This is a genomic window from Microcoleus sp. F4-D5 (assembly GCF_036704885.1).
Lineage (GTDB): Bacteria > Cyanobacteriota > Cyanobacteriia > Cyanobacteriales > Microcoleaceae > Microcoleus.
On sequence record NZ_JAUBSX010000004.1, the window covers coordinates 98,537 to 112,375 of the forward strand.

At 44.7% G+C, this 13,839-nt stretch carries 8 protein-coding genes; all 8 read left to right on the forward strand.

The annotated features are described in order from the left end of the window. The first annotated feature begins 69 nt into the window (after nucleotides 1–69). The 8 genes from QUA80_RS03500 to QUA80_RS03535 all read left to right on the forward strand — a co-directional run bounded on the left by QUA80_RS03500 (nucleotide 70) and on the right by QUA80_RS03535 (nucleotide 13,556). Nucleotides 70–2,853, forward strand: coding sequence for a tetratricopeptide repeat protein (locus QUA80_RS03500; RefSeq protein ID WP_333421444.1), 2,784 nt, complete (start codon nucleotides 70–72; stop codon nucleotides 2,851–2,853). Between the two features lie 24 nt (nucleotides 2,854–2,877). Next, on the forward strand, nucleotides 2,878–6,969 hold the full coding sequence (locus tag QUA80_RS03505) for a tetratricopeptide repeat protein (RefSeq protein WP_333421446.1): 4,092 nt from the start codon (nucleotides 2,878–2,880) through the stop codon (nucleotides 6,967–6,969). Then, nucleotides 6,962–8,851: a tetratricopeptide repeat protein gene (locus tag QUA80_RS03510; RefSeq protein WP_333421448.1), complete on the forward strand. Its 1,890-nt coding sequence runs from the start codon at nucleotides 6,962–6,964 to the stop codon at nucleotides 8,849–8,851. The genes QUA80_RS03505 and QUA80_RS03510 overlap by 8 nt, the downstream gene beginning before the upstream one ends. 317 nt (nucleotides 8,852–9,168) lie before the next feature. Further along, entirely contained in the window at nucleotides 9,169–9,903 is a 735-nt protein-coding gene (locus QUA80_RS03515; protein ID WP_333421450.1) for a glutathione peroxidase, read from the forward strand. A 203-nt stretch (nucleotides 9,904–10,106) separates the two neighbouring features. After that, the gene (locus QUA80_RS03520) at nucleotides 10,107–11,078 is read left to right on the forward strand and encodes a sodium-dependent bicarbonate transport family permease (protein ID WP_333421452.1); all 972 of its coding nucleotides are present in this window, start codon (nucleotides 10,107–10,109) and stop codon (nucleotides 11,076–11,078) included. Between the two features lie 4 nt (nucleotides 11,079–11,082). Beyond that, nucleotides 11,083–11,391 carry a P-II family nitrogen regulator gene (locus QUA80_RS03525; protein ID WP_333421454.1) on the forward strand — a complete coding sequence of 103 codons (309 nt, stop codon included), beginning with the start codon at nucleotides 11,083–11,085 and terminating at the stop codon, nucleotides 11,389–11,391. Between the two features lie 617 nt (nucleotides 11,392–12,008). Next, nucleotides 12,009–13,040, forward strand: a complete 1,032-nt coding sequence (gene gap, locus QUA80_RS03530) for a type I glyceraldehyde-3-phosphate dehydrogenase (protein WP_333421456.1) — start codon at nucleotides 12,009–12,011, stop codon at nucleotides 13,038–13,040. 150 nt (nucleotides 13,041–13,190) lie between these two features. Beyond that, complete coding sequence (locus tag QUA80_RS03535) at nucleotides 13,191–13,556, forward strand: DUF1823 family protein (protein WP_333349679.1); 366 nt, start codon at nucleotides 13,191–13,193, stop codon at nucleotides 13,554–13,556. Nucleotides 13,557–13,839: the final 283 nt, after the last annotated feature.

Below are 13,839 nucleotides of genomic sequence, written 5' to 3' on the forward strand. Positions count from 1 at the left end.
CAAAGTTTTTAAATCAGAATTTCTAAGTTTTACTGAAGCGGTCAAGAAACCGCAACTGCACCGCGAGCAATGAGCACTGAAGAATATATCCGGCAAGCCCAAATTTATTTGAACCGGGGGAAGTTAACTGAGGCGATCGAGTTTTGCAAAAAGGCGATCGAACTTCAACCGTTTTCGCCCACGGCTTACACGACTTTAGGCGAAATTCTAGAATCTCAAGGCGATCCGACGGCGGCAAGAGACGCTTTTGTGCAAGCTTTGGAGATTTCGCCGCAGTTTTTTCTGGCTCATGCTTATTTGGGTCAACTTTACAGCGACTATGCGTGGCTGGATGAGGCGGTTTTTCACTACCGACAAGCTCTGGATTTGAAACCAGATTGGGCGGAAGTTCATTATAACTTGGGGAATGTTTTTCACAAGCAGGGTAATTTGTTGGGGGCGATCGACTGTTACCGAAAGGCGATCGCCCAAAAACCGGATTATCTCGATGCTTTATACAATCTGGCTGTGGTTTTAGATGAAAATAGTCAGCTCGAAGCGGCAATGGATACCTACCGACAGGCGATAGCTTTGAAGCCGGATTACGTGGAAGCTTACAGCAATCTGGGTGTGATTTTGCTAAAGGACGATCGGGCTGCTGAGGCGATCGAGGTTTACCAGCGGGCCCTCGATATTAAGCCGGATTGGGCAACGCTGCACAATAATTTGGGTCAAGCCTTGCTGGACAAAAGTCCGGAAAGGGCGATCGCATCTTACCTCACAGCTATTGAGTTGGAACCGGACATGGTTTTGGCTCACTACAATCTGGGAAAAGCTTGGCAATTACAGGGGGAACATTCGGCGGCGCTTGCTTGTTTCGAGCGCGCGATCGAGATCGATTCCGACTATATTTCGGGTTATACAGACGCCGGGTTTTCTTTGATGGTTTTGGGCAGAATTGCGGAAGCCATGCCTTATTTTGAGCGGGCGATAGCTCTGAAGCCCGATTTTGTTGAGGCTTACTGCCGCTTGGCACAAAGGCGGAGACTTGCTGCTGTAGATGATGATGAATTGTCAAGGGCGATCGCTGCGTGCGATCGATTTCTCACAGGACTAACTGGAAGGAAGAAGGAAGAAGGAAGAGGGAAGAAGGAAGAAAAAGAAACTATTCCCAATGCCCAATGCCCAACGCCCAATGCCCAATTACCAATTGCTGAAATCTGCGATAATTTAGCCGAAATTTACTTGCATTTGGGAAATGCTTTAACGGAGTACGGCGGACACGAATCTGCCGCCGTTTATTATCAAAAAGCTTTGCAAATTCAGCCGAAAAATGCAGAGCTTTACTGGCGCGTGGGAAATTCCTTAGCCCAGCAACAGCGCTTGGGCGCAGCAATTGCAGTTTACCGCATAGCTTTGACGATTCAACCTGCTTTACCGCAGGTTTATTTTGAGTTGGCAAAACTGCTGGAAAAACAGGGGCGCTGGGAACGGGCGATCGATTATTATCAAAAAGTTTTAGAGCTGCAATTGCACGGGTATGGAGAGCAGAAGGAGTGGAAAAAACAGAGTTTTATCTTGCCAGATAACACTTCTATAAAACCTCCTCACGGTATTTATTTATCGAGTTGGGATTGGCTGGTTAATGCTAAGTTGGATGCAGAAAATTATGTGGAAATATTTTGGCAACCTGCACCAGAAGCAAGTGCAGAAAATATTCCGACTTCCCAATTTGCGATCGCCAATTCCAAATTGGCAAATTCCGATTGTACCGGTTTAACTTGCGGGCTGTGTTTGCAGCGACTTTCTAAGTGGTTCGATCCGGTGCATTTGGGTTGGGGAGTTTGCCGTTTGTCCAACTCGCAACCGATACCCGTGCAGTCGCCCAAGACTTTTGTGGCGGCAATTCCCAACGGGCGAGTTTGGATTGTTCCGCAGGAAAATTATTGGCTGATTTGCAAGGCGATCGCTGTAATGACTCCTGACAATTATTTATTGGCTGATGTGTCGAGAGATTATCCGGGGTTTTTACCTGGATGCGAAAAACATGATGTTAGAAAACACAGCGTTTTTCAGTTAGAATCATTTCCGCCGTTAAAGCAAATTGACGGCAGCGTGGCGGTGCTTTCTGGTTTGTCGGGAAATGTTTATTTTCACTGGATGGTTGACGTTTTGCCGAGGATAGAATTGCTGCGGCACAGCGGTAGGGATTTGGCGGAGATTGATTGGTTTTTGGTGAATAGTTGTCAGCACCAATTTCAGCGGGAAAGTTTGAGAATTCTGGGCATTCCCGAAGAAAAAGTCTTGGAGAGCGATCGCTTGCCTCACATTCAAGCAACAGAGTTAATTGTACCCTCTTTTGCGGGATATTTGGGCTGGTCTTCTGGGTGGGCGATGGATTTTTTGAGGCGCGAGTTTCTTAAGGGAATTATACCTAGTTCAAGCTATCCAAAACGCATTTATATCAGCCGCAGCAAAGCAAGATACCGACGAGTCTTGAACGAGGAAGATGCGATCGAGGTTTTGGAAAAATTTGGCTTTGTTTCTATTTTACCTGAGTCGATGTCTTTGGCAGAGCAAATAGCTCATTTTTACCACGCTGAGGTGATAGTTGCTGCCCACGGCAGCGGCTTGACAAATACGATTTTTTGCCGCGCGGGAACTAAAGTAATTGAGTTGGTGTCGCCTCACTATATCAGCCATTATTACTGGGGAATCAGTCAATATTTGCAGTTGGAACATTACTTTTTAGCTGGGGAGGCTTTTGAATGCTATCCTGTTAGACAGTTGATGTATCAGAATTCCCTGACTGAGGATATTTTGGTGAACTTGAGTTCGCTGAAAAGGATGGTTGAGGTGGTGGGTTTGAGTTAGTTGGTGTCTGGAGCAAGTTTAATTATGCCCTCGATTGAGAAGATGGAAAAGGCAGCGGTTGATTTGAGTCGGCAAGCAGAAGTTTATTTAGCCGAAGGAAAGTTGAATGAGGCAGTTGCTGCTTGCGAGTCTGCGTTGAAAATTGAACCGAATTTGGGGGCAGCTTGCCAGACGCTGGGAAAGGTGATGCAGGTTCGAGGTGAAATCGAGCAAGCTAAGCAGTGGTATGAAGCGGCAATCGATCGCAATCCAAATTTGCCGGAAGTTTATGCGAATCTAGGCAGTCTGTATTCTCAGGGAAAACAGTGGGAAAAGGCGATCGCAAATTGTCAAAAAGCGATTTCGCTAGCCCCGAATTTTGCTGCTGCTTATCGGCAGTTGGCGAGAATTTGGACGCAGTTGGAGAAGCGAGAAGAGGCTGCAGAATGTTGGTATCAAGCTTTTAATATCGATCCGAATTGGGCAACTGCTGACGAGAACGTCACTCTGGGAAATAGTTTAGTTGAATTGGGAAAGTTCGAGCGCGCTATGGAGTGTTATGCGCGGGCAATTCGATTAAACCCGCAACTGGCAACAGCTTATCACAATTTGGGAGAAATGTTGGTTGGCCAGAAGCGGTGGGATGAGGCGATCGCCAATTACCGACAAGCCATTGCCATCAATCCAAATTCGTTTGAATCTTACCACAGTTTGGGTAAAACTTGGGCGGAGCGAGGAGAATTAGATCGGGCGATCGCCTGTTACAACAAAAGTCTCGAACTCAATCCAAATTATGCTCGTGCTTACCTTGGTTTGGGCAATGTTTTGGTGCAAAAGCGCGAGTTTGATGCAGCCATTAAATGTTACCGTCAGACGCTGGAAATTAATGATAATTCCTACTGGACATACAATTGTTTAGGGGAAGCTTTGGCTCAAAAACAACTGTGGCAGGAAGCTATTAGTTGCTACCGCAAAGCTATTGAAATAAATCCAAATATTCCTTGGTTTTATTTCAATTTGGGAATTGCCTTCACCTGCGAAAAATCATGGGATGAAGCTGTTAGCGCTTACCTGCACGCGATTCAGCTTGAGCCGAACTTGACCGGAATTAATCAGCGGTTGGGATATGTTTTGCGGAAGCGCAGCGAATCCGGTTTAGACAGCACAATAGAAACTTACTGTCAAGCTATTGAGGCACTTGCAAGCGGGAAAATTTACCACAACTTGCTGGAAATTGAGTTAGATGGAGCGGAGTTTTATATAAATTTAGGCAATAGTTTAGCGAAACAGAAGCAGTTGGAAGGTGCGATCGTATTTTATAGCATGGCACTGCAAATTGAACCCAATGCAGAGGAAGTTGTCGCCCAACTGAATGATGTTCGGGCGAAACAACAGGAGTTATACGCACAAATTGCCTCTTACCGCCACCAAATTGCGATCGCTCCGACCAATTCTAAGCCTTACAACGATTTAGGAAATATTTTACCCCAATTAGGAGAATTGGAAGAAGCAATTATTTGCCACCAAAAAGCGAGCGAATTGAGGGGTTGGCCTGAGTGTACAGCGAAAAATTATCAATTTACCCAAGATTGGTTTACCCACAATATTCCTATCTGGCAACGGCATTTGCAGGAATTTACCGGAATTGCGGATTTTCAAGTTGTGGAAATCGGCAGTTTTCAAGGAATGTCGGCTTGCTGGCTGCTGGATAAGATTTTAACTCATCCGACGGCAAAGATTACTTGTATTGATTTGTATTTTCAAGAACATTTTAAGGGCAATATTGTTAAAACTGGAGCAGCAGAGCGGGTAATTGAATTAGAAGGTTACTCTCAAGATTTGTTAGTGAATTTGACTGCGGAATATTACGATATTGCTTACATTGACGGCTGTCACAAACCCACCAGTGCTCTGCAAGATGCGATTTTATCTTGGAGGTTAGTGAAAGTTGGGGGGCTGATGATTTTTGACGATTACGAGTTTACGTTTCCCGACAGCCCGGAGCAAGATACTAAAATTGGGATAGATGTTTTTTTGGAGATGTTTGGAAGTCAGTTAGAAGTAGTACACAAAGGCTATCAACTGATTGTCAAAAAAATCGGCAATCAAAGTTTGGGCGAAGAGCAAACTCTGTGGTCTCTGGGTTGGGAAAAGTTGGCGGATATTGCGGCAAATACGGGTTATTTGGATGAGGCGATCGCCCGCTATCAAACAGCTATTAAAATTAAGTCTGGCAACTACTTAACTTACCACAAGTTGGGTAAAACTCTGCAAGAGAAAGAACTGCTTGACGAAGCTCGGGCCGCTTACCAAGAGGCGATCGCACTCAACCCTCATTTTAGTTGGTCTTACTACTTTTTGGGGGAGACTTTGCAGGCGATGGAGGAACAGGACGCAGCCGCTGCTGCTTACCGCAAAGCTATTGAGTTAAATCCCGATTTTTGTTGGAGTTACAACAATTTAGGCGATGTGCTGATGGAGCTTTCTGAGTGGGAGGAAGCTGCTGTTGCTTACCGCAAGTTAGTTGAACTAAATCCCGATTTTTGTTGGTCTTACGATAGATTAGGTAAGGCTTTGGTTGCACTGGAAAATTGGGAGGACGCGGCGGCGGCTTGCCGCAAAGCTATTGAATTAAATCCCGATGATTGTTGGCTGTACAATAGTTTGGGGAAAGTTCTGGAATCGCAAGAAAATTGGCCCGAAGCAGCAGCGGCTTTTGGTCGTGCTATTGAGCTAGAACCTGAGCATAGTTGGCTGTACAAAAAGTTGGGTGATGCACTGCAGAATCAAGGGGAATTGGAAAGGGCGATCGCAATTTACGAGCAAGGCATCAATCTCGATCCAAAATCCTGTTGGTGTTACGAAGGATTGGGTTTGAGTTTAATTGCCAAACATCAGTGGGAACCGGCGATCGCTAATTTAGTTCAAGCACTGCAAATTAAACCCGATTTGTTTGAAGCTTACGATAATATAGGTTATGCTCTAGAACAACAAGGAGAAGTCGATGAGAGCGATCGCGCAGAATACAGCAATCAAATATTACCCTTAAGTGTTCTCAAAAAATACTGTGGTTTTACAGAAGATTTGACCGTTGCAGCAGAATCTAATCCTAACCTCACCTGCATAGACATCCATCCTGCAAGTCAAATCAATTTATCAGATTCCAAAACAATCGACAGCAGCCGTAGATTTTCGGAAGATCGAAGTCATTCAAAAAAATCTTTTGTTGCCCTATTGCCAAACGGACGAGCTTGGGCAGATGTTGTGACTACCGCCGTAATTACTTCAGACAATAAACTTGTTCGTGATATTTCAATGGGTTGTGCTGAATTGGTAATCACTTCCGACAAATTGCCTCCCGCTGAACACGTCGATGGAAATGTGGCTTTTTTATCTGCTCGCTGGGGTGGAGCGGCTTATTTTCATTGGATGTTTGATGTGATGACGCGCTTCGATATTTTGCAGCGCAGCGGATTGATAGAAACTATAGATAAGTTTGTTGTCAATGCCTGCGATTATTCCTATCAAACAGATACTTTAGATACTTTAGGAATATCTCAAAATAAAATTTTAAACAGTGGCGGGAATTTACACATTACAACCGATCAATTAATAGTTCCGTCAATATCTTATGACGGATCGGGGGCGGTTGCAAAATGGAAGTGTGAATTTCTCAAGCAGACATTTTTAAATAAACAACAGCCTCGCAACACAGAATATTCAGAGCGAATTTATATCAGCCGCCAAAAAGCATCGTATCGGCAAATCCTCAACGAGGAAGAGGTAATTAAATACTTAGAAAAATTTGGGTTTCGCACTGTAAAGTTGGAAACGATGTCGGTAGCGGAACAAGCATCGTGTTTGGCTGCTGCTAAAGTGGTTGTCGCACCTCACGGAGGGGGGTTGACTAATCTAGTTTTTTGCAGTCCGGGAACTAAGGTAATTGAGATTTTTTCTCCCCTTTACGTGCCGCATTGTTATTGGACTATTAGCAATTTGTGCGGTTTGGAACATTACTATTTACTTGGCGATTTGGTTGATGATGGAACTCAGACAAAACCCTTACATAAGAATATGCGGTTGGATTTGGACTCGCTGGAAAAATTACTGACTATTGCAGGAGTTTTGCATGGATAATAACTACCACAATTTGGGGAATTACCTGCAAGAAAGCGGTCGGTTTGATGAGGCTGTTGCTGCTTACAAACAAGCTATTGAATTAAATCCAGATTTTTCGTGGTCTTATCACTGTTTGGGCGATGTTTTGCTGAAACTTGAAAAATGGCAGGAAGCTGTCGCTGCTTACAAAAAAGCGGTTGAGTTAAATCCCGATTTTTCCTGGTCTTATCACAACTTGGGCGATGCTTTGCTGAAACTTCGGCGATGGGAAGAGGCTGCTGCTGCTTACCGCTGCGAGATTGCACTCAACTCGGATTTTGCTTGGTCTTTTTGCAATTTGGGCGACGCTTTAACTAAACTAAAACAGTGGGATGAAGCTATCGTCACCTATTTAAAAGCTGTTGAAATTGACGGAGATTTGCCGGGAATTTACGAGAAGTTGGGATACGCTCTCGGCCAAACAGAGTCTGATTTAAACTTAGTGTTAGAACAATCTCAATTGCAAATTACACCGGAAAATAGCGAGTTTTATTTGCAGTTAGGAAAGAATTTAGCACAGTACGATCGCCCCAAAAGCGCAATTATTATTTACAAATATTTATTGACAAATCTGCCTAGTTGTGCAGAAAGGTCAGCGGAATTAGAGGAGTTGTTGCAGCAGCAAGAAAAGTGCGTAAGCGTTGCCCTCGAACAGGATCGCGCATTAGCCTCATCTCGCGCAACTGTCGCCCAAAAACCGGATGATTGCTGGTCTTATTACAATTTAGGTGCTGTTTTGACCCACCAAAAATATTGGGAGGAAGCGGCGGTGGCGTTTTTCCAAGCAATAAAAATAAATCCCGATCTTCCTTGGTGGTTTTATTACAATTTGTGGGAAGTTTTGGTTAGGCAGAACAAGCTGGATGAAATTGAGAACTTGTGCCGCGAAGTTGTTGCAGCTAAACCCGAGGCTTTTTGGCCTTATCTGAATTTGGGGGAAGCTTTGACGAGGCAAGGTAAAATTGCCGAGGCGATTGATTTTTATCGAACTGTCAGTTACAAACAAAGTTTTGCATCTCTTATCAGTAAGAGAACAGGCAAGATGCCTGTTCCACAAGCAGATACAGGCAAGATGCCTGTTCCACAAGCAGATACAGGCAAGATGCCTGTTCCACAAAATTGGAACTTAAAACCAGTCAAAGTTCCTAACTTTATAATTATTGGTTGTCAGCGGTGCGGGACGACTTCTCTGTATACTTATTTAGCTCAACACCCGCAAATTTTGACTCCGATTAAAAAGGAGATGGATTTTTTTTCGTGGCACTTTGACAGAGGGATTGATTGGTATTTGGCTCATTTTCCACCCATGCCTCGGGGAGAGCAATTTGTAACTGGTGAAGCAAGTCCCAGCTATTTTGACTTTCGGAAAGCACCGGAACGTCTCTACAGCCTGTTTCCAGAGACGAAACTGATTGTACTTTTGCGAAATCCGGTCGATCGGGCGATTTCTCAATTTTACCGCTTGACTGGCTTAAATTGGGAAGCGCGATCGCTCGATCGAGTAATTAGCGATGAAATTGAACGGTTGAGTCAAAATCCAGAATACATCATCGGCGAGGAACCGGGAAATTATTTAGCTCGCGGCAGGTACATAGAATTTATCAAAAACTGGCGGGCTTTCTTTCCCCGAGAACAGTTGTTAATTTTGAAAAGCGAAGATTTTTATGCAGGTGCGGCGACAACACTCAAGCAAGTTTTAGAATTCTTAGATTTGCCGGAATATCAATTGTCTGAATACCAAAATGCTAATCCCGGTTCTTACGAGCCAGTCAATGAATCGGTTCGCGATTGGTTGAGGGATTATTTTCGACCTTACAATCAGCAACTAGAAGAGTATTTAAACACAAATTTTAATTGGTAATAAACTTTATTTTTGCTACTTTCAGGACTTAAGCACGGGTGGTCAGAAACCGTGTTGTTGATCGAATCTTGAGGTGACAACGAAATATTTTTGGGCAAAAACCCGGTTTCTTGGGTCGGAGGGAGTCCCTGATTGCCTCTCTGGCGCGGATGAAGTCGGGCTTACCGGGCATGATAGGGCGCATAAACCGGGGTTTTTGACTCCCGCGCGCCCAAGTCTCAGCAAAAAGACCCGCCTCCCCTTGACAACTCATACTCGTTATGAGTACGCTAAAGTAAGCAAAAGAATTAAACCTAAGTACCTAAGAATTTAAACTCATGCTGACGAATCAAGAAGGTCAAAGAGTACCCAAAGTCACCTTTCGCACTCGCAAAGACAACCAGTGGGTCGATGTCACCACCGATGATATATTTGCAGGTAAAACCGTAGTAGTGTTCTCGCTGCCTGGAGCTTTTACGCCCACTTGTTCGTCAACGCACCTCCCCGGTTACAACGAATTAGCCAAAGTTTTCAAAGAAAACGGCGTAGATGATATCGTTTGTATTTCCGTCAACGACGCCTTTGTGATGAACGAGTGGGCAAAAAACCAAGAATCAGACAATGTGACGTTGATTCCCGACGGTAACGGTGAATTTACTGAAGGCATGGGAATGCTGGTAGACAAAACAGATTTAGGCTTTGGCAAGCGGTCTTGGCGTTATTCGATGCTGGTAAAAGATGGCGTGGTTGAAAAAATGTTTATTGAGCCTGATGAACCGGGCGACCCTTTCAAAGTGTCCGATGCCGAGACGATGCTCAACTACATCAACTCCGCAGCAGCCAAGCCGAAGGTCGTTTCGCTGTTTACAAAAATGGGCTGTCCCTTCTGCGCTAAGGCTAAGGCACTGCTGAGCAAACATGGCTTGGATTATGAAGAAATCGTCTTGGGCCGGGAGATCACAACTCGCTCGCTGCGGGCTATGACTGGGGCTACAACTGTGCCGCAAGTATTTATCGACGGCAAGTTGATCGGTGGTTCCGAAGACCTAGAGTCTTATTTGGCTGTTGCTTAGTTAAACCCAAATACTTAACCTGCGGGTGCGAAGTGCACGCCTTACTCGTTGTAGGGTGTGCAGCGTGCGTATTTGCCCTATTTGGCAGTATTTAGCCCCGTCGAGCTTTCGCTTTAAAAGTTCGATCGCTCTATCGATCCCTTCTCGTGCAACAATTACTGGGGAAGTAATATTAAAAACGCAAGAAATGGGAGTGAACGATCGTGGATTTGAGTTTAGTAGCGTCAAATATCTTAAATCCCCCAATATTGGCTTTTTTCCTGGGAATGCTGGCAATTTTTCTCAAATCTGATTTAGAAATTCCAGCGCCCATCCCCAAACTGTTTTCGCTGTACCTGCTGTTCGCGATCGGATTTAAAGGCGGCGTCGAACTCTCCAAAAGCGGAATTGACCAGCAAATCGCCCTGACAATTTTTGCAGCGATGCTGATGTCAATCTTAGTACCAATTTATACTTTTTTCATACTGAGGATCAAACTCGACTCCTACAATGCCGCCGCGATCGCAGCCACCTACGGTTCCATCAGCGCCGTCACATTTATCACCGCAACCTCATTCCTCACAGCACAGGGGATCGAGTTTGACGGTTACATGGTAGCCGCGCTAGCATTAATGGAATCCCCGGCAATTATAGTCGGTCTCATTCTAGTCAGTATATTTGGCGGGGAAGAAGGAAAACGCGAAATAGTTTGGCCAGAAGTGTTGCAAGAAGCATTCCTAAACAGTTCAGTTTTTCTGCTGATTGGCAGCCTAATTATGGGCATACTAACAGGAGAACACGGTTGGCAAGTTATGAGTCCGTTTACTCAAGACTTATTTTACGGAGTTTTGACTTTTTTCTTGCTAGACATGGGCCTGGTTGCGGCCAGCAGAATTAAAGATTTGCAAGAAGCAGGAGTTTTTCTGATCGGCTTTGCAATCGTAATTCCCATAGTCAACGCACTAATTGCTTTGCTAATAGCCAAATTAATCGGACTGCCACAGGGAGACACTTTGCTGTTTGCCGTCTTGTGCGCGAGTGCTTCTTATATCGCAGTACCAGCAGCCATGCGCCTAACAGTTCCCGAAGCGAATCCAAGTCTTTACATTTCAACTGCCTTAGCAGTGACGTTTCCCTTTAATATCATTGTAGGTATTCCCATATATCTATACGGAATCAATATGTTTTGGAGGTGAGATAATGGAGTCAGTCAAAAGAGTAGAAATCATCGCCCACTCGGTGGAACTGGGCAAGATTTTAGACGGTTTAGACAAAGCTGGCGTCCCCGGTTATTCGGTGATACGTGATGTCGCAGGAAAAAGCACCAGGGATCACGTTTCCCGCAATTCATCAATGACGATGCTGGATAACGTTTACGTGCTGGCTTTTTGTTCGCCAGCTCAAGTTTCAGCAGTTGCAGAAAACATTAGACCCGTGCTCAATAAATTTGGTGGGTCGTGTTTTATTTCTGATGCGGTGGAATTGCTAATTACTAGGTGCGTCGGGTAGAAAGCTGAGTGATGAGTGATGAGTGATTATTGATTAGTGATGAGTGACTTGGTTATTCAGTCCTCTCAGCTAGGACGAAAGTAGGGACACGGCATTTCCGTGTCCTTGCGTGTATCTGCGACTTTAATCCTGGGCTTTGTGCCGCGACAGCCACCGCGAGGATCTCACTTTTGCATCCCAGCTACAAATTGGAGTTTTGAGACCCGACACTGCGAGGCAGAAGGAAACAGCAAGAAGGAAGCAGCCAGAAGAAGTATTTTGACAAATATGAGACTATCCTCAGCCACCACTGGTGAGAATACCAATCCATTTTGGTTTTTGTATAAGTTTTTTGTTATTACTTTAGCATGATTGAAAAAAGGCTATTTTGAAAATAATCTCTGTCTATTGTAGCACTTTTACAAGTTTACAATCATCAGCCATCAACCATTAGCCAGCGGTCATTTCAGGATTAATTACCCTTCGCCACCTCCGAATTCAGAATTCTTAAGAGATAGAAAAGAATCAGTTAAAAAAATCTGTTAACGTGGTAAATTCTAAGCCACAACAGGCGATCCTCTTCGAGGGCTTCGCTAACGCCCGATCGAACAGAGATATTTTCAAGAGGAGTTTAAATCATGGCTACCCTAAAAGTTGGCATCAACGGATTTGGTCGCATCGGACGGCTAGTGATGCGTGCCGGCATCAAAAACCCCAACATCGAATTTGTCGGCATTAATGACTTGGTTTCGCCAGAAAACCTGGCTTATCTTTTCAAATACGACTCCACCCACGGCATTTACGACGGCGAAGTGGAAAGCAAACCAGACGGCATTGTCATTGACGGACATTTTATACCCTGCACCTCGATTAGAAATCCGGCAGAATTGCCTTGGGGTAAAACGAGTGCAGATTATGTTGTAGAATCTACCGGATTGTTTACAGATTTGGCAGGCGCATCAAAACACTTGACGGCGGGAGCAAAACGAGTAATACTTTCAGCACCAACAAAAGACCCGGAAAAAGTTCCTACTTTTCTAGTAGGCGTCAACCACCACAAATTTGACACTGCCAAAGATACTGTTGTTTCTAATGCTAGCTGTACGACGAATTGTTTAGCACCAATTGCTAAAGTAATTAACGATAACTTCGGTTTAGAAGAAGGTTTAATGACTACAGTTCACGCGATGACAGCTACTCAACCAACTGTAGACGGGCCCAGCCAAAAAGATTGGCGGGGAGGACGCGGTGCGGCTCAAAATATTATTCCATCTTCGACCGGTGCGGCGAAAGCTGTTACTTTGGTGTTGCCAGAATTGAAAGGAAAATTGACGGGAATGGCTTTGCGCGTGCCAACTCCAGACGTGTCTGTAGTTGACCTTACTTTCAAAACGGCGAAGGAAACTAGCTACAAAGAAATTTGTGAAGCTATGAAAAAAGCCTCTGAAGGCGAACTCAAAGGCATTCTCGGGTATACTGAAGATGCGGTAGTTTCGACGGATTTTCAGGGCGACGCGCGATCGAGCATTTTCGATGCAGGTGCGGGAATTGAACTGAATTCTAAGTTTTTCAAAGTCGTTTCTTGGTACGACAACGAGTGGGGTTATTCTAACCGCGTGATTGACTTAATCCTGTCGATGGCCGAGAAAGACGGAATTTTGAATAATTAATTTTTTGGGGGGTGGCATTTTGGGCGGACTCACGTGTCCACCCCACAAACAAATTCCTATGATTTTTTGTGGAACGGGCCGGAGAGCCCGTTTCTGATAATGTTACCTAATGTAAGTTAAACTTTTTTTGTTTCCGATTCGATCGCGCTGATGTCTGAATTACCACCGCTCAACAACGAAACTATTTGGGCTATCCTCAACGAAGAGATAGACGATGCTGCCGTCAACCGATTAGTTTGGCAGTATCTGGGCTACCGCTGGGATGCGGAGACTGGCAAGTGGAACAGTGCAGGTGTGGCACCCGAGTGGCGCCAAGAGTACCCGGAACCGCCGGATTTTATCGATTCTAGGCCGGCAACGGTCAAATTGACTCGATCGACTCCTCCAGAAAACAAGCAGTTGCTGAAGGAAAAATTGGGGTTTAAAGGCTATAAAATTGGGGAATTTGGCCCCAGACAGACTCGCAGGGCGACGATGGCTAATTGGTTGATGGGTTTTATGGAATCTGGGGCGTAAGAGCAATTTTGGATGGCTGTGCGGTTGTTGCCACCGTTACAGTACAGAGGTTATGAGATTTTTTGGCAGGAAAACCCCTAAATCCCTATTTTAAGGATTGGAACCTGGATTAAACTCTTCCTTTCTTTCTCTGCGTCCTCTGCGTCCTCTGCGGTTCATTAACAAAAATTAAGCCTGTTGAAAGTCAAAAAAGACTAGAAATCACCACTTCCAACCTCCTCACGCCCAACCCTGACATCGGACTGTTCCGTAAAGTATCCTAGAGTCGGCACAAAACAACTGT

Bases quoted from the DNA above. Each gene is read 5' to 3' on its own strand.
- QUA80_RS03500 (WP_333421444.1), top strand. From the start codon at position 70: ATGAGCACTGAAGAATATATCCGGCAAGCCCAAATTTATTTGAACCGG.
- QUA80_RS03505 (WP_333421446.1), top strand. From the start codon at position 2,878: ATGCCCTCGATTGAGAAGATGGAAAAGGCAGCGGTTGATTTGAGTCGG.
- QUA80_RS03510 (WP_333421448.1), top strand. From the start codon at position 6,962: ATGGATAATAACTACCACAATTTGGGGAATTACCTGCAAGAAAGCGGT.
- QUA80_RS03515 (WP_333421450.1), top strand. From the start codon at position 9,169: ATGCTGACGAATCAAGAAGGTCAAAGAGTACCCAAAGTCACCTTTCGC.
- QUA80_RS03525 (WP_333421454.1), top strand. From the start codon at position 11,083: ATGGAGTCAGTCAAAAGAGTAGAAATCATCGCCCACTCGGTGGAACTG.
- gap (WP_333421456.1), top strand. From the start codon at position 12,009: ATGGCTACCCTAAAAGTTGGCATCAACGGATTTGGTCGCATCGGACGG.
- QUA80_RS03535 (WP_333349679.1), top strand. From the start codon at position 13,191: ATGTCTGAATTACCACCGCTCAACAACGAAACTATTTGGGCTATCCTC.